Below are 18,096 nucleotides of genomic sequence, written 5' to 3'. Positions count from 1 at the left end.
GTTATTGTCCGAAATATCTCAATATATATTCATACAGTCTCACCGGCGGGCATATAACTGAACAGTTCGCTATCACACCCGGCGAGAGCTCCGTTGTTCCTTCTTCGATGACAGCGGCAACACGCAGGAGCTGGCGGCCGTTAACCACAAATACGTTTTGACACAGATGCTCGATCTCACCCTCGGGCTGAGTTTCCAGACCTTCCACTGACAACCTGACCCGCTGATGCGGAACGATGTCGGTGCGATCCTCCCATCGTGCAGGAAAAACCACCGCATAGCGTGTATCGCACTGTACGACTGCCAGCGTGTCGCTCCGTGAAAAGCGAACGAGACGTCCGGAAATAGGCGATGTTATCGTTGACAGGCGCAGCCGCTTTTCCAGAACGTCGATCTCGTCCCGAAGAGCCGTGATGCGTGCACGCACCAGGTCATTCTGCTCTTTTTTGGAACCGGTCTGAGCCGTGATGAGCCGGGCTTTGGCTATATCGGTATTGATTTCCAGCAGCCTCAGGGTAGTTTCCTCGCGTTCCATGTCCGCTTCGGGTATCATTTTTTTCTCGGCCAGCGAGACAAGACGTGAAATCTCTGTCTTCTGGTGTTCCACCTGCTTCTGAGCATAATCCAGTTGGAATCGGGCTTCCCTGACAAGAGATTCTTTGTCTCCGGTCTCATAGAGCTTGAGCGTGGCAAGTTCAGTCGATAATTCTCCCCTGAGCTGTGCCCACTGGAGTTCCACATTATGTGAATTGACAAATCCGACAGTATCCCCTGCGGCTACCGATTCGCAGGACATCAATTTTTCGTTGAGCCTGAAGGTGACATGATCACCTCTCTCGACATGCGTGATGCTGTAACTCTCGGGAAGATTGAGAACATTGTTATAAAGCGTGGCCGAGAGAAGACCATCCTCGCCCCGAACGAGTATCCATTCCTTCAGCGGGACTATCTTTCCGGGGGCTTCGATGGAATAGGGAATTTTTACCGGTACGGCATAAAGAATCGCCGCAATGGTCACGACAATTGTTATGGTTATTATAAAACGCAGCATAATCATTCTCTTTTTCCAGGGTTCGGGCGGATACAATGGTGTTCGTGACGAACCCGGTGCTGTTTCCGTTCTTTAAGTTACGGTGCCGGAGCAGGTTATCAGGGAGCGTCCGGAAAAGTTCTACCTCAGGAACATCATCCGGCATGTTTTCGTATAAATCCCCGCTTTGAGGCGGTAGAAATATATCCCGCTTGCCAGCTCGTTTCCCCGTTCGTCTCTTCCGTCCCAGGTAACATTATGGCTTCCCGCATTATAGTAACCGCGGGCCGCTGTACCGACTTTATGACCTAAAACACTGTATATGTCCAGTTCGACAAACTCTTTTTCAGGCAGCGTAAAACTTATCATCGTGGAGTTGTTGAACGGATTGGGAAAGTTCTGTTTGAGAATGAAATCCTGCGGTGTCGATTCATCGATATCCGACGGGTTCGATTCGTTTGCCGATGCAGGTGTGGGAGCCGACAGGGTGATAAACGCATCTCCGCCATCCGGATATCTGCCGTATGAAATATCCGCTTCCTGAGTTTCATATTCGACCGAATCGAGAATCTGGTTCGACCGATCGTCCGTATCGACCAGGAGAATCGATTCGCCGTCACCCGAGAGCTTGAAATTGGCGTGAAGCCCGGGCTCGTCGCCGCCGTCCTCGTCGGCCCAGATTATCAGCCAGGCTCCCGGAGAAATCGTCGTTCCTTCGGGGAAAGCCCATTTCCTGGGATTGCCGGGAGAGTCGCTCAGGTACATTCCCGTAAGATCGACCTCCCGGGTGCTGACATTCTTGAGCTCGATCCAGTCATCGTAATCACCCTGCGGATCCTGAATCGTCGATTTGTTCAAAGCCATGAATTCATTGATCACGACCGGTGTGTCCTCAGCGACTTTTACGGCTGTTGAGTAATAATACACATCGTGTTCGGCCCCAGATGGTGAATAAGCGGTTGTCCCGGCATCATCGGAAGCACGGGCTTCAATATAGTAGCGGACAGCAGCCCCCGTTAAGGATGATGGGATGAAACCGCCCCATGTTCCGTCTCCGGCTTTTCCGTCTCCATGAGCGCCATCATTGAACATCCTGCTGTGCAGGAATGGCCCCGTAAGCCCTGAGGCGTAATAGAGATTCACTTCCCCCGTCACAACCGCGCCGCCAATTGTGGCTGTCACAGCCACCGAATTCAGGGGGAGAGCGGAATTATTGTTACCGTTGACATTTTCGCAGCTTACCGAAATAATTACCGGCGCCTGCCTGTTGATTTCATTGAGACTCAACAGGTAGCTGCGCCGTGATGTCACAAAATTCTCCAATTGGGTAAAGCTGTTTTCGAACTCTCTGTCGGAATATAATTTTATCGAATCCCCCTTTACTTCCTCTTCGATCAATGCCCTGTATGCCGAAATCTTCGGTTCCAGTACCGCCCAGTCGAGAAAATCGCTGATTATTGTTCTCACATGGGCGTTATATCTCTGACGGAATTCGGGTACTGCCAGAAGACGGCTTATGACGGGACGGTTGACGTTGGTTTCACCATCGTAAGGACTCAAATTGACGGAGCGCGCCAGGAATGATTCATTGCCATCGTGCTCAATGGGGTGCAGCCGCCCCGATTCCGGCTCGAAGTACAGCAGATAATCGGCCCCCTTCACCAGATAACCGTCGTCATCGGCAAATACGTTTTCGACCGCAAGAAACCACAGCCACCGGTCGACATCCATGACGGTGACCAGCGAATCGGGAAGCTGTTCGAGAGGATAATTGTTGAGAATGTCGCAGGTTCTGATAAGAGATGCCCACGGATCGGCGGAATGTGCGGTCTTGAGTTCATAGGCCGCCTGATATGCCGACGTATTGCTGCCCAGCCACATGAGCGCTTTTTCCCCGCTGGCAAAACCGCCTCCCGGATTTCCCCCTCCGCCCTGATTGGGACGTTCGGCGTCTTTATTCAAGCCGAAAATCTGCGGATTAGTCCTCAACGAATCCGGAATCTGCGGATTCATGGCTATACCTCCGCCGGAAACGGCTTTCCATCGATCGCCGTCATCGCTCAGGAACCATTCATCGATAAGGTCGGAATTGTCCTGCTGGCTGTTTATATATACTCCCCAATTTACGCCGTTGATGACCAGTTTGACGAAATTGGCTTTGGGGCATGGGATGTAGTTACGGGCGATGGTGAAAAACAGAACTTCATGGAGAAAAGAGGCATCGGCATTCGAATTGAGAAGATTGAGCGTTTTGTAACCCATGAGCTTCTGATCGGGGTCGGTATAATCGATCGTGATGTTAAAGCTTTTTTTCAACGAATTCATGACCATCATGTACGATGTGTTTCCCCTGAATCTCACACCGACGCCCGGATATGTCACCCCTTCAAAAATCAGATTGGCAGGAATATCGGTATCGGTTATATAGTTCCATGTGAGCAGCTGCCACCAGTTTGCCTGGGCGAACTCAAGATAGATGGTTCGTAACTCGGTTTCCTGATACAATCCCGATACGGTGTCTCCACCATGCAGTGTCATGAGGCCGTCATCGGATAAATTCATGTATTCCAGAAATACACCATCCTTTGCATCCGCAGCGCATGGATAGACCAATACTGATATCAACAATAACAGAAGATTGATACGGTTCATGACAGCAACCCTTCCAAACGGTATTTTATTTCATGTATCCACTGGCAAATCATGGGGATTCGAAAAAAACATACCATGCAATCATCGGTTTTTTTTGGAAAAAGATCAAAGATGTTCATGCCGATACTACAGTACATGGCATTGTCTGTGGTAAATCTCACTCGTTAATTTCGACTCACGACTAATAAAAATGGTTTAATGATTCTCTATCATTTTTTTCACTGAATATTAACTTTTGTAATACTTGAATTATACTAATTCGTAACTGTATGTATTTAATATATTTATTATATGCATTGAGAATTTTTGAGGAATTAAAATAAGTTCGTAATAGCAGCAATGTCGAGCATCTCATCATCTCCTGTCAGACATAAAGGTATAAACACCTTGCGCTGCAGTCGCTCTATATATAGAATACAAGTGTTGTCCGGTGATCAAACTGATGGACAGAGGAAATAAAAGGAGAGGGGAGAAAAACGGCTGTATGGCCATCGAATCCGAAATCAAATTCACCGTGACGGACAGGACTGTATTCGACCGTATCGCGGCGCTCGATGAAATCGCCTCATGGCGGACTCTGGATCAGGGAATAATCCGTCACACCGATACCTACTTTGACACCGTCGATTACCGGATGTGCCGCGAAAAAATCGTCTTCAGGCTCCGGACAACCGGGCATGGCTCGGTGCTTGCGCTCAAGGCCGAGGCTCCCTCCGGCGAGGGCTTTTTCCGCCGAATAGAGGTCGAAGCCGAAACCATGGCGACAGCGGAGGACATCGTTCACGGGCATCTTCCCGACCTGCCGCCTGTCAGTGCGCTTTTTGACCGTATCGGAATCGTGAACCTGTTCAGGAGCCTCGAATCGGTCAACAACCGGCGAGTCATACTTCTTGCCCGCGGCGGTGAAAAAGCGGACTACGAACTTGTGCTCGATGATGTCACCTTCTGCGGTGCGAAAGGGAAGGCAGCGGTTCTGGAGCTGGAGGTCGAATCGCTGGCCGGAGCGGAAAACGGCCTTAACCGTATCGGACAATGGCTCAATGAACGGTTCGATCTGAAAGAAGCGGGACCCTCGAAGTATATCCTCGGAATGGAGCTTGTCGGCGGAATGTACTGAAAGCATCGGGACAGCGCATTTCCTGCGAACGGACTTTAACGAATCACCGGTTACATGCCCGCCATGAGCGCGGTATAGATACGGGCGGCTTTCGGTATCTGTTCCACTTCGATGTATTCGTCCTCGGTGTGAGCCTGCGCGACCGATCCCGGCCCGCAGATGACAGCGGGAATGCCCATGGCGATGAAAACCATCGCCGCGGTGACTCCCGGGCAGCCGCTGATGACCGGTTTACGGCCGAGAGCTTTACGTTCGGCGTCCGCCACACGGAGAGCAAGGGGATGATTATGCGGGATGAATTCCGCTTTGAGCTTGCCGCCTGTTGCACGCCAGCCTTCCGGTTCCGGCACCTCGGTAATGGTGACACCGTGCTCGCGGCTGAGTCGTTCCAGAAGGTCGTCCACCTGATTCTGTACAACCTCGGGCGGTGTTTCGGGAATGATCCGTGAGTCGAGACAGACCTGGCACCGGTCGGGAATGGCGGCAAGGTAGAGGCCGCCGTCGATTTTCTCGAAATTGACCGTCGGTTTCCCGAAATGCGGATTTTTGACCTGGAGGTATGGCAGCTTGAGAAATTCGGAGATGAACATGGCCATATGGTGGATTGCGTTGATTCCGAGGTGCGGCAGGCCGGAGTGAGCTGATTTGCCCTTCGCTTCGTAGCTTGTGACGAAACACCCCCGGTTGCCGATCTGGATTTCAAGTTCGGTCGGCTCGCAGGAGATCATTCCTTCGAAACCGTTGTAGAGACCCTGATCCTTCGCCCAGTAGTATCCGGCTTTTCCGCCGTATTCTTCCTCGATATCGCTGAAAAAGGTGATACCGCCTGCCGGTTTCACTCCTGCGCGGACAAGTGCTTTAAGCGAGCACAGTATCGCAGCAAGCCCGGCTTTCATGTCGCAGGTGCCGCGGCCGTACATCTTCCCGTCGCGGATTTCTCCGGCGTAGGGGTCCACAGTCATGCCGTCCACCGGTTTGATATCCTGATGACCGTTGAACATGAACCGTCCGGGGCCGTCAGCAGAGCCGTAATCGGCAAAAAAGTTCGCGCGGTTGTCATCGAAGGGATAGATGCGTACGGGTATTCCGAGATCCCCAAACCATTTCACGTAATAATCGACCATCCCCATTCCCTCATGGTGGGTGATGGACGGGATAGCCACGAGATCGCGGGTCACCTGTACGAGTTCGTCTTCATCGAGCAGGCTGAACAGTTTTTCGATATCCGCCACGAAAAATTTCTCCCTTCCGGATTACATTTCGGCCATGAGAGCGGTATAGATTCGGGCTGCTTTGAGGAGTTCATCGACCGGAATGAACTCGTCCGCGGTATGCGCCTTGGAAATCGAGCCGGGGCCGCAGATGATGGCCGGAATACCCATTTCGATGAGCACCATGGCGATGGTGACCGCGGGGCAGCCGCCGATAACCGGATCGACGCCGAGCGCATGTTTGAAAGCCCTGACCGCGCGTTGCGTAAAGGGATGATCGGGTGAAATGGATGCGGCGCCGTTTTTGGCGCTTCTGGCGCGCCAGCCTTCGGGCTCGGGAACCTCGCTGATGTTGATGCCGTGCTCACGGTTCAGACGGCTCATGAGCTCGTCCACCTGTTTCTGAACGAGCGACGGCGGGGTTTCAGGGATGAGCCGTGAATCGACGCATACCTGGCAGCGATCCGGCACCGCGGAGAGATACAGTCCTCCCTGGATTTTTTCAAAATTGACCGTTGGCCTGCCGAAGTACGGATTTTCGACCTTGAGGTATGGAAGCTTGAGGTACTCGTTGATAAACAGCGCCATGTTATGGATGGCGTTGATTCCGAGATGCGCCAGTCCGGAGTGGGCGGAACGGCCCTTTGTTTCGAAGCTCGTCGCGAAGGCGCCACGGTTGCCGATCTGGATCTGGAGCTCGGTGGGTTCACAGGAAATCAGTCCCTCGCAGCCTTCGAACAATCCACGGTCCCGTGCCCAGTAATATCCGCCAAAACCGCCGTATTCCTCCTCGATATCGCTGAACAGCGTTATGCAGCCCTTCGGTTTGACTCCTGCCCGGACGAGCGCTTTGAATGCACACAGCACCCCTGCGATACCGCCTTTCATATCGCAGGTTCCGCGCCCGTACATCCTGCCGTCGCGGATTTCTCCTGCATACGGATCGACAGTCATGCCGTCCACCGGTTTGATATCCTGATGACCGTTGAACATGAACCGGCCCGGCCCGCTCGTTGTACCGTAATCGGCGAAAAAGTTCGAGCGGTCCTCGTCGTAGGGATAGAGACGGGCAGGGATGCCGAGGTCCTTGAACCATTTCACGAGATAGTTGACCATCCCCATTCCCTCATGGTGAGTGATGGAGGGTATGGCCACCATCTCGCGGGTGACCTGGATGATTTCGTCGTCATCGAGCAATGAAAGCAGTTTATCAATGTGGGGCATGGCAGGTGCATCCTTCTTGAGATATGTACATTGAGAATCCCAGTTTCAGAAATCAGTTACTTATTCCAATATAATACGTTCCCGGTCATCCGGTGAAAAAATATCCTGTTTTCACATGTCAGCCATAAGAAGTGCATAGATTCGGGCGGCTTTGGGTATCTGCGTTATGTCGACCCATTCGTCTTCGGTATGCGCCTGCTCGATTGCACCCGGACCGCAGATTATCGCCGGTGTGCCGCGCACAATCATCTGGCTCGCAATTGTTGCGCCGGGACACCCGGAAACGGTTGCTTTCGTTCCGGTAACCGCCGAGACCGCGCGGATTACCCGTTTCGTAAGCTCATGATCCGGAGAAATATGCTGTGATGAGATACCTCCCCTGCGGGGACGCCAGCTTGCTGGCGGGTCGATTTCACGGATATTGATGCCGTGCTCGCGGTTGAGCCGCTCCATGAGGTCGGTGATTTCCTTATTCACTTCCTCGATCGGTGTTTCCGGAATAAGACGAGAATCGACGCATACGGTGCAGCGGTCTGGTACTGCGGAAAGGTAGAGTCCGCCGTCGATTTTTTCAAAATTGATGGTGCTCATGCCGAAATAGGGATTCTTTTTTTTCAGGTAGGGCAGTTCGAGGAATTCCCCTATGAACAGGGCCATGTTCTGTATGGCGTTGATTCCGAGGTGGGCAAGCCCGGAATGGGCCGATTTCCCGATCGTTTCGAAGCAGGTCGTGAGCCCTCCCTTGTCCCCGATCTGAACATCGAGGTTTGTCGGCTCGCAGGAGATCAAACCTTCGTAACCCTCCAGCAGGCCGCGACTGATCATGAGGGTCATGCCATTGGGGCCGCCGAATTCCTCCTCGATGTCGCTGTAAAAGGTTATACCCCGGGCGGGTCTGAAACCACCACGGACGAGCGCCTTGAAAGCGCAGAGAATCGCCGCAAGGCCGCATTTCATGTCGCATGCGCCGCGGCCGTACATCTTCCCGTCGCTGATCACGCCGCCGAACGGATCGACTGTCATGCCGTCCACCGGTTTCGTATCCTGGTGACCGTTGAATATAAACCGGCCGGGGCCGCTTACAGCACCGAAATCGGCAAAGAAATTCGCTCTTCTGTCTTCGGTTTCATATTCACGGTACGGGATGCCGAGATCATCGAACCACTGTTCCATGAATCCGAGCATGCCCCGCCCCTCGTGGGTTGTTACCGATGGTATGGCAACCATGTCATGGGTCACCTGGATTACTTCCTCGTCATCGATAAGATCAAAAAGACGATCTCTATCGGCCATAATGCTTTACCCCTTTTTTATAGTAACGATCAATCTGCAGCGAAAATTTATAAATGTCGTAATATGATTCAGAGCGTTTTGAAATACAAGCATAACCTTTACAGAAAAAACGTCTGTTTCTGTAAACCTGTTCATACCTTTATTTAAAAGAGTTCACCGGAGTTCCGAAACGGAACAACTGAATACTGTTGATACGGTGTCAGGGTTTATATGGGAGGAAGGCACAGGTTTGGCTTTTTTTCTTGATTCATGATACAATAATCTATATATTGATTATCTATACCGGTTTTTTTAAATCATTTCTTATGTATCCTTGAACAGGGCGCTTTTTGCCCGTGTTCCTGTTTTTCATGATTTCCGGACATATTATATTGCACGATAAAGAAGTCTGTAAAGGAGTGGAGTAGTACCATGAGAAAAAACGTTTCGTTTGCAGGTGTTTTACTGGTTGTACTGGTGATGTGCGTTTTTACTGCTGTTCCGGGAACCGTCTACCCGGCGGAGAATGATACATTCACCGATGCCGATGCCCAGAAACTGAAAGGCGACAATCCCGATGCGGTCGCCGAGGTGCTCTACAAGCTTTCCGACATGTACGAAGCCAAGGGGAAAGCCGCGCTGAAACCCGCTGTTCCGGCGCTTATCGAGGCTGCAAAGAAAGAGCTGAAACTCGCGGAGGATCAGCGCTGGAATATCGTCGATATCATCAAGGTTCTGAGCATGACCGGCGACGAGCGGACAAAACCGATGCTCCTCACCATCATGAGCGTCATGTGGGGCGGCGGCAACCCGTTTGTTGCGCAGGGCCTGCTCGCTATCGGGCCATCGGTGATACCCGCGGTAGTCGACTCGCTCAAGAGCGCGAGCGCCGATACACGGGGACGGGCCGCTCTGACACTCCATAAAATGTCCCAGTTGGACGAATCCGGAAAAATCTTTGCCCAGAAAGACAGGGATATGATTCGTGACCGTCTGAAAGCCAATCTCACCGACAAAGATGTTAATGTGAGAATCTATACGGTTGTTGCGATGAGAAGCTTCGGCGACGCTTCCGTTATACCTGTCCTGGAGAACATCGAAAAAACCGATGCCCACAAGGATTCAGGCGGAACCTACGAGGTCAGGCTCGAAGCCACGGAAACGCTCAAAGTGCTCAAGGGTGAAACAAAGTCGAAGTAACCGTTTACCGAAGCGGTTCACTATTGAACATGGAACCGGAATTCCCATACAGTGTAATGGGATTCCGGTTTTTTGTTTTCTGACCGAATCCGATTCGTATTTTTATGTCGTAAAACCATCATCTCCAGACACGATTCACCATATCCTGCGCAGTATTCTTTTTACCAAACCCCCATGGTATTGAAAACACCATGTTTTTGATTCTGGTGACCATGAAAAGTCAATAGTATTGTTATGTATTGCAATACGTTGATTATGAATAAAATATAGACCTTTAATATTGGTGAACAGAACTGACGGTCAAGTTTTTTAAAAAGCCCCTTTCTGTCACTTCGTGACATCCTTCCCCCTCAAGGGGGCAGGACATAACTGCAAGCACCACACTATGGTGCTCCCTTCGGGGGAAACAGGCGCGTAAGCGCCGAAGGGGGCCGTTGTAAAGAATAAGAGATAGTACATTGAAAATTGTGGAGATTCATTGAAAACCATAGTGTTTTCAATACATTATGCAAATTGAAATGAAATTTAACCGGATACTATTGATTGGTGAATATTATTCCCGTTGAAAAGCCCCGAATGAACGAGCGGTTTTCGGAAACAGAAGCGCAACTGTTCGAGCACATCGAAGATGTGTAAGTTTTGCGCTTCCCGAAAACAGTGAAGCGAATGAGGATAAAAGCTTTTCACGGGCGCCCTTTCCTTTGGATACTTTCCTTTGGGCGCGCAAAGGAAAGTATCGTATTATTAAAAAAGTGTTTTTTAAAAAATAGGGATTGCCAGATGTTTTTGATTGACTTTATGTCCCCCTGTTTCCATTATAAGGGAGCATGATTGTGAAAAGATGTAAACCGGTCGTTTCCTCTCCACAGGCTCAGAAAACATAACGAGGTGTTGTATAAACAATTTCCCTTTCATACGTGATGAATGGAGCTCAATTCATTGAGTTATCGCTGACTGGAGCGAAATTCATGTATGATACGGGTTTATTTCTCAAGGAGCGGTTGAATGGATATGAACAGAAGAAGTGCATCCCTGACAGGGATGGCGTCGGGACTGATTCTGACGGTTGTATTTCTGTTTTCAGCGGTTATACCGGTTGCGGCAGCCGATTGGGAAGCTGCGCTGAAAAAATGCGAAACATATAAGTTCGGAGACAGCCGCGAGGCCCTGACCGAGGTTGCAGATGCTGTCAGGGCATCGACGGGCAATGCCGGCGGGCGGTCACAGCTCGAGAAGGCGTTCATCAGGGAGCTCGGGAATGAAAAGGCGACACTGGAGTGCAAGGACTTTGTCTGCCGTCAGCTCAAGATTATCGGCACGAAAGAATCGGTGCCCGCCCTTGCGAAACTGTTGACTGTGAAGGAAACATCCGACATGGCCCGTTACGCTCTCCAGACTAATCCCGCCCCCGAAGCGTCGAATGCCCTTCGCGACGGCTTGAAAACGGCCGAGGGTGCGGCATTGATCGGTATCATCAACTCCCTCGGTGAACGTGATGACCGTCAGAGCGTCGATGCCATCGGCAAGCTCGTTTTTTATTCCGACAGGAAATTCGAGGACAAGGACAAGGAAAAAGAAGCAAAACAGGTGGCGCTTGCCGCAATCCATGCGCTCTCCAAAATCGGCGACGGCAAATCGCAGGAAACGCTTGCACGGGCAAGGCAGACCACCGATCCCGATGTCAACCGTGCGGCAACCCAGGGTCTTCTGCTCTGGGCGGATACGTTCGGCGCAAAAAAATAGCAAACGATATCGACCGGTCAACAGAGCGTTACATGGCAGCATGTTCAATATGGATGGAATATAACTAATTGTGATATATCATTTTCAGGAGGATACACATGAGCGGGAAAAAGGGCATACAGCGCCGTGATTTTTTAAAGGCCGCTTCGGTTGCCGCCATCGGTGCTCCGTATATTGTTCCTTCGACGGTGTTCGGGCAGAACACTCCGAGCAACCGGTTTACCATGGGATGCATCGGTGTGGGCAACATGGGTACCGGAAACATGAAGAACTTTCTGGAGCGAGAGGACGTACAGGTCGTTGCAGTCTGCGATGTCGACCGGCTTCACCGTCTCAACGCCAAGGAGATCGTCGAGCAGAAGTACGCCGAAAAAATGCTGTCCGGCCGTTATAAGGGCTGCGATCATTACAACGATTTCAGGGATCTCATCTATCGTAAGGATATCGACCTCATATCGATTGCGGTGCCCGATCACTGGCATGCGATACCCGCCATCATGGCGGCGAACGCCGGAAAGGACATCTACGCCGAAAAACCGCTCGCCCTTACCATAGCGGAGGGGCGCGCCATGTCCGATGCGGTACGCCGCAACGGCGTCGTGTGGCAGACGGGGAGCTGGCAGCGGTCGGTCGCCAATTTCCGGACCGCCTGTGAACTTGTCCGCAACGAGCGTATCGGCAAGCTCAAGAAAATCTATGTGGGGCTGCCCACCGGAAGCGCCATTGGCTCACAGCCCGAAATGCCGGTGCCCGAGGGATTCGATTATGATTTCTGGCTCGGTCAGGCTCCCCTGGCGCCCTATACGGAGAAACGGTGTCACTGGAATTTCCGCTGGATACTCGACTATTCGGGCGGACAGCTCACTGACTGGGCGGCACATCACTGCGATATCGCCCAGTGGGGAATGGGTACCGAATATACCGGGCCTGTCGAGGTCGAGGGAGAGGGCAATTTCCCCCGTGACGGGCTCTGGAACGCGGCTACCGAGTATCACTTCGTCTGCACATACAAGAACGGGATCGTCGTGGATGTCGGTAACAACACACGTCCCGACAACAAGCAGGGAGTCAAGTTCATCGGCTCCGACGGATGGGTGTTTGTAAGCCGTTCGGAATTCGATGCGGAGCCGAAATCGCTGCTTACCACGGTAATCGGCAAGGATGAAATTCATCTTTATAAATCAGAGAATCATTATGCCAATTTCATCGACTGTGTCCGTTCGCGTGAGCTGACAATCACTCCGATCGAGGTCGCCCACCGGTCGATTACGATCGGTCACCTCGGCAACATATCCATGCAGCTTGGCCGAAAGGTGAAATGGAATCCCGACACGGAGCGCTTTGTCAACGATCCGGAAGCGGACAGGATGCTATCACGGGCGATGAGGAGTCCCTGGACGCTCAATATGACATGACCGACCGGTTGAACCGGTTGAAACGTATACGGATTGTCTGCTCATGTATCATGATCAGGAGTGTGCTATGAACAGAAAACTCAGAATGGGAATGATCGGCGGCGGCAAGGGAGCCTTCATCGGAGCCGTACACCGTATGGCCGCCGCGCTGGACGGTCACTGCGAACTGGTATGCGGGGCTTTCAGCAGCACTCCCGAACGGTCGAAAGAATCGGGAAAGGCGCTGTACCTCCCGCCGGAACGGGTGTACGGTGATTACAAAGAGATGATCGACCGTGAAAAGAAGCTTCCTGCGGGCGAGCGCATGGACTTCGTCTCCATCGTGACCCCCAACAACCTCCATTTCCCGGCGGCAAAAATGGCGCTTGAAAACGGGTTTCCGGTAATATGCGATAAACCCATGACATTCAGCCTTGCCGAGGCGAAGGAGCTCGAAGAGGTTGTCAACAGAACCGGCCTTCTCTTCGGCCTGACCCATAACTATACCGGCTATCCGCTCGTGAAAGAGGCGCGCGAGATGGTGAGAACGGGCAAGCTCGGTAAAATCCGCAAGATCGTGGTCGAGTATCCGCAGGGATGGCTCGCAACGAAACTCGAGGACACCGGCTATAAACAGGCCGAATGGCGCGCCGATCCGAAGCGTTCGGGCATAGCCAACTGCATGGGGGATATCGGAACGCATGCCGAAAATCTGGCCGAGTACATCACCGGCCTCAAAATAACCGAGCTCTGCGCTGACCTTACCACCTTCGTCAAGGGCCGCGTGCTCGACGACGATGGCAATGTGCTGGTGCACTTCGACAACGGCGCCCGCGGAATCCTCTACGCCAGCCAGATCAGCGTTGGGGAGGAAAACGGCCTGCGAATCCGTGTGTACGGCGAGAAAGGCGGCCTTGAATGGGTTCAGATGGACCCGAATGTCCTCATCGCGAAATGGATGGACCGACCCGCCGAGCTGCTGCGGACTAACAACCCGTACCTGTCGGAACGGTCGAGGATAAATTCACGGATTCCGGCCGGGCACCCGGAAGGATTCATCGAGGCGTTTGCCAATATCTACCGTAACTATATTCTTGCCCTCATGGCGATTCTTGACGGTGGAAAGCCGAAACCGGAGCATATGGATTTCCCGTCGGTAAAGGACGGCGTCCGCGGCATGGCATTCATCGAGACCGTCGTGGAATCGGGCAGGAGCGACAGGAAGTGGGTTCCCTTCAAGGCTTGGTGATGAAAGCTGTTGCGGTCGGTGGTTATGCCCTTCGCCCGCTCTGAATCCGGACTGTTTTTTTACACCGGAATATGCCAACAAGGAAAGGAGAGACATATGAGAACAATAAAAGGCCCCGGAATTTTCCTCGCGCAGTTCATGGGGGACAAACCGCCCTTCGACACGCTCGAACATATCGTGAAGTGGGCGGCGGACCTCGGCTATGTCGGAGTACAGCTCCCGGCCTGGGATACCCGCTGCATCGATATCCGTAAGGCGGCCGAAAGTAAAACGTACTGCGATGAGCTCAAAGGGAAGCTGAAAACTCTTGGCGTCGATATAACCGAGCTTTCCTCGCACCTTCAGGGTCAGCTCGTTGCGGTACATCCGGCATATGATGCCCTGTTCGACGGTTTTGCGCCGGAAGCTGTCCGCGGTAACCCGAAAGCCCGCACCGAGTGGGCGGTCGAACAGCTCAAGCTCTGTGCGCAGGCAAGCCGTAACCTCGGGCTCAACGCTCATCCGACATTTTCGGGCGCGCTGCTCTGGCACACCATGTATCCCTGGCCGCAGCGTCCTGCGGGCCTTGTCGAAACGGGCTTCAGAGAACTGGCGAAACGCTGGAAACCTATTCTCGATACCTTCGACGATGCGGGAGTGGATGTGTGCTACGAGATTCACCCGGGTGAGGACCTCCATGACGGTGTCACGTTCGAGCGGTTCCGCGAGGCGGCCGGAAACCACCCGCGCGCATGCCTTCTCTACGACCCGAGCCATTTTGTGCTCCAGCAGCTCGATTATCTGGCTTACATCGACATCTATCATGAATTCATCAAAGCGTTCCATGTCAAGGATGCCGAGTTCAATCCAACCGGGCGCTCGGGCGTGTACGGCGGTTACCAGTCATGGGTCGACAGGCCGGGACGGTTCCGTTCGCTCGGCGACGGCCAGGTGGATTTCATGGGAATTTTCAGTAAACTTGCCCAGTACGATTACCCCGGATGGGCTGTTCTCGAATGGGAGTGCGCCCTCAAGCATCCCGAACAGGGTGCGGTGGAAGGCGCCGAGTTCATCAGCCAGTATATCATACGAACCACCGAGAAAGCGTTCGACGATTTCGCCGGAACGGGCGCCGATGAGGCGATGAACCGGAGGATTCTCGGGCTCCAGTGATATGCAGCCGGCGTTCGGTTGACAGGAATGGAGCCTTCGGTTTCCCTGAATTCGAGCAGGCAATGGGAGCCGGAAGCTCAACAATCAGGCATGGTGAGGAGACTGTATTATGATCCAGACCGTTGCATTACTCAGTGTTTTCGGACTCGGCATCGCGTTTTCGGTGCTTGGCGCGCTCAAGCTCGAGCTGACCAAGGTGCTGAAAATCGATGACGCCCAGTTCGGTAAATTGATTTCCGCATTGATGTTTACGAGTATCTTCGTCGTTCTGGCCTTCGGCCCGCTCGTGGACATGTTCGGGTATAAACCCATCGCAATCATGGGTTTTGTGCTCGGTTTCATAGCGGTGTTCATGCTCATTTCGGCAAAAACGTACGGCATGGCGGTTTTTTCATGTGTCGTGCTCGGCATCGGGGCCATGTGCCTCAATCTCGGCAATACGCTCATCCCGATGGTGCTGTTCGGGGGACAGAATCCCACTGCCGCTTCGAATTTCGGGAACGTGTTCTTCGGTGTCGGGGCGTTCATCACCCCGCTTCTCATTGGCCTGCTGCTCGGTAAGATGGGGTACAAGGGAACCGGCATGGTGATAGCGTTCATCATGCTCGTCCCGGTGATATTCGCTGTAACGGCCGGATACCCGTCAATCGAGAAGACCGGTGTCACGCTGGGACAGGCGGTAGCAAGCGCGTTCGGGCTCCTGTCGAACCCGGTGATCATCGTGTCCGCGCTTGCCCTGTTCTGCTATATCGGGCTCGAGGTATCGATGGGGGGATTCATTACAACATACCTGACAAGCGTCGGATTCGAGGGAAAATCCGCGAACATGGTCCTCTCTGGTTTCTGGATCGCTCTTCTCGCTGCCCGGCTCATCAACTCGGCAATTGTGACCCCCGAGATCGGCGCATGGATTATTACACTGCTCGCTCTCGTGGCGACCGTGTCGATCGGATTCATGGTTGCCTCAAAATCTAAACTGCCGGCGGCGCTGTTCGTTCTCATCACCGGTTTTGCCTTCGGGCCGCTGTTCCCGACCATCGTGGGAGTAACCTTCTCTAAGATAGACTCGTCCCTCTACGGCAGCGCGTTCGGAATCATCTTCGCCGTGGGCCTGCTCGGCGGAACCACCATCCCCGCGGCAATCGGCTCCTTCTCGAAGGGCATGACCATCCGCAAGAGCCTCATGATCGGGATGGCCGCCGCGTTCGTTCTCTTCATCATCGCCATCATCATGGGCAGGGTGTGACCGGGAAGGATGGGATACAGGCTGAAATAATGACCGATTGACAGTTGCAATGAATTATTGAAGTGGAGAGGAGAACGCTTCAGGTCAGTGCTCCCGGAGAGGAAAGGTTCCGGGAGCACTATGTTTTATATAAAGACGGAATTATCATATGTTTTATTAAAACTTGTAAATAATACTATATTACTGCAAGTTATATTGGATTATTGAATCAAATCAATTTCTTTTATAAATTTTAAAGCTTTCTCTACTTCTTTAGAATTTAACTTCCAATTAAGCTTTTTTGCTTCAGATGAAAATTCAGAAATTCTTATAGTATTTTTATTTTTTAGTATTTGAAATACTTTTGCGGCTATTGACAAAGCCTGATAATCATTCGAATCATTCTTTGAATTGATAAAGAACAATTTTCCTTTCAATATTTCATATTCTTCATTTCCAAGAATTTGTTTTAAAAAACTATTAATTGTCTCTTTTAAATCACTGTCAATTGAGTATGAATATCGTGTTGCTTCACCCCATGGAGTAGTATTGGTATCATAAATTTCTTTTTTTTCTTTTATAACTCCTGATGATACTAAATTATTTATTGTTTGAGCTACTTCAAAACTATATGGGCCATAATAATAAGGAATATATTTGATAGGTCCATCAATGAGTTCGTTGAGAAAAAATATTTTTTTCTGTAAAAGTGTACGACCAACATTAATATTGTCTTTTTCATTCACAAAATATGCAAGAATAATACTAAGAGTGTCCATATGTATGCTCTTTTCAATTAAGAAGAATTTCTGAAATATCTTTTTCTAATCTATCCAAATATTTATCATTTTTCATTATTTCAAAAGGATCACAAAGAGCATATACTTCTAAATATTGATGTTTATCCTCTATAGCTATTGATCCCATTATCGACCACGGAATATCCATTAACTTAATTGTTTTATTATGATTTGATTTGTTTTTTTTATCATCTGAAATAACAATAATTTCTTCATCATTTGTCATTCTTGAAGGAAGCCTATATAAAGGATTACTAATTGACACAACATTAATAATAATAAAATCTTTATCACAATTCAACGATTTGATATTTCCAATTTTCTTTTCTTTCTCTTTTAAAAGTTCAAAATCGATGCTTTGAAGCATTCTCTGGAATTTAATTTGTTTTAGGGCATCATCATCTATATCATATATTGACTTTTTGTATATTCTTTTGAATAGTTTCCTTTGGGATAACATATCAAATATTTCTTTCGTTTTGGTAATTTTGCTTTTAAGTAGATAATTCATTAATGAAAAATCATCCCATTTAATGTATTCTTTAATAAAATAATCATCATTTTTAAAAGAAAAAAGCTGCTTTAACTTTTTGTCACCCTCTTGAATTGCATATTCGATACCTCGAATAATCATCTGGTCGGTAATACCCCTTATTCTATGTCGATAAACCTGTGCGTTCATATGGTGTTTTGCAAGTATATATTGTTCAATTGCATATACCCCTTCCTCTTTGATTCCTATGTAATAGCGTTCAGATTTTTTAAAGGAAATACTTTCAAGTATTTTATCCAAATCAAACTCACCATATTTAACTCCTGCATAATAA

14 protein-coding genes are annotated in these 18,096 nt (G+C 50.6%); 7 read left to right on the top strand and 7 right to left on the bottom strand.

Going from position 1 to position 18,096, the window contains the following annotated elements; translation table 11 throughout:
- Position 1: 1 nt before the first annotated feature.
- Together LLG96_11560 and LLG96_11555 are read right to left on the bottom strand one after the other, a co-directional pair.
- Positions 2–1,051 (bottom strand): HlyD family secretion protein, encoded by a 1,050-nt coding sequence (locus LLG96_11560; protein ID MCE5250846.1) that lies wholly within the window; start codon positions 1,049–1,051, stop codon positions 2–4.
- A 120-nt stretch (positions 1,052–1,171) separates the two neighbouring features.
- Positions 1,172–3,682, bottom strand: coding sequence for a CotH kinase family protein (locus tag LLG96_11555; protein ID MCE5250845.1), 2,511 nt, complete (start codon positions 3,680–3,682; stop codon positions 1,172–1,174).
- A gap of 442 nt (positions 3,683–4,124) precedes the next feature.
- On the opposite strand from LLG96_11555, the gene LLG96_11550 reads away from it, so the two are divergent.
- On the top strand, positions 4,125–4,799 hold the full coding sequence (locus LLG96_11550; protein ID MCE5250844.1) for a CYTH domain-containing protein: 675 nt from the start codon (positions 4,125–4,127) through the stop codon (positions 4,797–4,799).
- 50 nt (positions 4,800–4,849) lie between these two features.
- Here LLG96_11550 and LLG96_11545 read toward each other — a convergent pair whose 3' ends face one another.
- From LLG96_11545 to LLG96_11535, 3 genes are all read right to left on the bottom strand, one after another.
- Entirely contained in the window at positions 4,850–6,031 is a 1,182-nt protein-coding gene (locus LLG96_11545; protein ID MCE5250843.1) for an ArgE/DapE family deacylase, read from the bottom strand.
- Positions 6,032–6,052: 21 nt separating this feature from the next.
- Positions 6,053–7,234, bottom strand: coding sequence for a M20 family metallopeptidase (locus tag LLG96_11540; GenBank protein ID MCE5250842.1), 1,182 nt, complete (start codon positions 7,232–7,234; stop codon positions 6,053–6,055).
- A gap of 111 nt (positions 7,235–7,345) precedes the next feature.
- Positions 7,346–8,527, bottom strand: a complete 1,182-nt coding sequence (locus tag LLG96_11535) for a M20/M25/M40 family metallo-hydrolase (GenBank protein MCE5250841.1) — start codon at positions 8,525–8,527, stop codon at positions 7,346–7,348.
- Between the two features lie 411 nt (positions 8,528–8,938).
- Here LLG96_11535 and LLG96_11530 point away from each other — a divergent pair, with 411 nt between their 5' ends.
- From LLG96_11530 to LLG96_11505, 6 genes are all read left to right on the top strand, one after another.
- Positions 8,939–9,706, top strand: a complete 768-nt coding sequence (locus LLG96_11530) for a hypothetical protein (GenBank protein ID MCE5250840.1) — start codon at positions 8,939–8,941, stop codon at positions 9,704–9,706.
- 1,011 nt (positions 9,707–10,717) lie between these two features.
- Positions 10,718–11,449, top strand: coding sequence for a hypothetical protein (locus LLG96_11525; GenBank protein MCE5250839.1), 732 nt, complete (start codon positions 10,718–10,720; stop codon positions 11,447–11,449).
- A 98-nt stretch (positions 11,450–11,547) separates the two neighbouring features.
- Positions 11,548–12,864, top strand: coding sequence for a Gfo/Idh/MocA family oxidoreductase (locus LLG96_11520; GenBank protein ID MCE5250838.1), 1,317 nt, complete (start codon positions 11,548–11,550; stop codon positions 12,862–12,864).
- 67 nt (positions 12,865–12,931) lie between these two features.
- Complete coding sequence (locus LLG96_11515; GenBank protein MCE5250837.1) at positions 12,932–14,092, top strand: Gfo/Idh/MocA family oxidoreductase; 1,161 nt, start codon at positions 12,932–12,934, stop codon at positions 14,090–14,092.
- A 96-nt stretch (positions 14,093–14,188) separates the two neighbouring features.
- Positions 14,189–15,244 (top strand): sugar phosphate isomerase/epimerase, encoded by a 1,056-nt coding sequence (locus LLG96_11510; GenBank protein MCE5250836.1) that lies wholly within the window; start codon positions 14,189–14,191, stop codon positions 15,242–15,244.
- Positions 15,245–15,353: 109 nt separating this feature from the next.
- Positions 15,354–16,490: an MFS transporter gene (locus tag LLG96_11505; protein ID MCE5250835.1), complete on the top strand. Its 1,137-nt coding sequence runs from the start codon at positions 15,354–15,356 to the stop codon at positions 16,488–16,490.
- A gap of 200 nt (positions 16,491–16,690) precedes the next feature.
- Here the strand turns inward: LLG96_11505 and LLG96_11500 are convergent, their stop codons facing one another.
- Entirely contained in the window at positions 16,691–17,248 is a 558-nt protein-coding gene (locus LLG96_11500; GenBank protein MCE5250834.1) for a hypothetical protein, read from the bottom strand.
- Positions 17,249–17,261: 13 nt separating this feature from the next.
- On the bottom strand, positions 17,262–18,096 hold an 835-nt coding region (locus tag LLG96_11495; GenBank protein ID MCE5250833.1), incomplete at its 5' end, for a hypothetical protein.

Source organism: bacterium (assembly GCA_021372535.1).
Lineage (GTDB): Bacteria > Latescibacterota > Latescibacteria > Latescibacterales > Latescibacteraceae > JAFGMP01.
Note: the sequence above shows the minus strand (reverse complement) of the source record. Positions and strands in the feature narration are given on the sequence as shown.

Bases quoted from the DNA above. Each gene is read 5' to 3' on its own strand.
- LLG96_11530 (MCE5250840.1), top strand. From the start codon at position 8,939: ATGAGAAAAAACGTTTCGTTTGCAGGTGTTTTACTGGTTGTACTGGTG.
- LLG96_11540 (MCE5250842.1), bottom strand. From the start codon at position 7,234: ATGCCCCACATTGATAAACTGCTTTCATTGCTCGATGACGACGAAATC.
- LLG96_11510 (MCE5250836.1), top strand. From the start codon at position 14,189: ATGAGAACAATAAAAGGCCCCGGAATTTTCCTCGCGCAGTTCATGGGG.
- LLG96_11515 (MCE5250837.1), top strand. From the start codon at position 12,932: ATGAACAGAAAACTCAGAATGGGAATGATCGGCGGCGGCAAGGGAGCC.
- LLG96_11525 (MCE5250839.1), top strand. From the start codon at position 10,718: ATGAACAGAAGAAGTGCATCCCTGACAGGGATGGCGTCGGGACTGATT.
- LLG96_11520 (MCE5250838.1), top strand. From the start codon at position 11,548: ATGAGCGGGAAAAAGGGCATACAGCGCCGTGATTTTTTAAAGGCCGCT.
- LLG96_11550 (MCE5250844.1), top strand. From the start codon at position 4,125: ATGGACAGAGGAAATAAAAGGAGAGGGGAGAAAAACGGCTGTATGGCC.
- LLG96_11500 (MCE5250834.1), bottom strand. From the start codon at position 17,248: ATGGACACTCTTAGTATTATTCTTGCATATTTTGTGAATGAAAAAGAC.
- LLG96_11505 (MCE5250835.1), top strand. From the start codon at position 15,354: ATGATCCAGACCGTTGCATTACTCAGTGTTTTCGGACTCGGCATCGCG.
- LLG96_11555 (MCE5250845.1), bottom strand. From the start codon at position 3,682: ATGAACCGTATCAATCTTCTGTTATTGTTGATATCAGTATTGGTCTAT.
- LLG96_11560 (MCE5250846.1), bottom strand. From the start codon at position 1,051: ATGCTGCGTTTTATAATAACCATAACAATTGTCGTGACCATTGCGGCG.
- LLG96_11535 (MCE5250841.1), bottom strand. From the start codon at position 8,527: ATGGCCGATAGAGATCGTCTTTTTGATCTTATCGATGACGAGGAAGTA.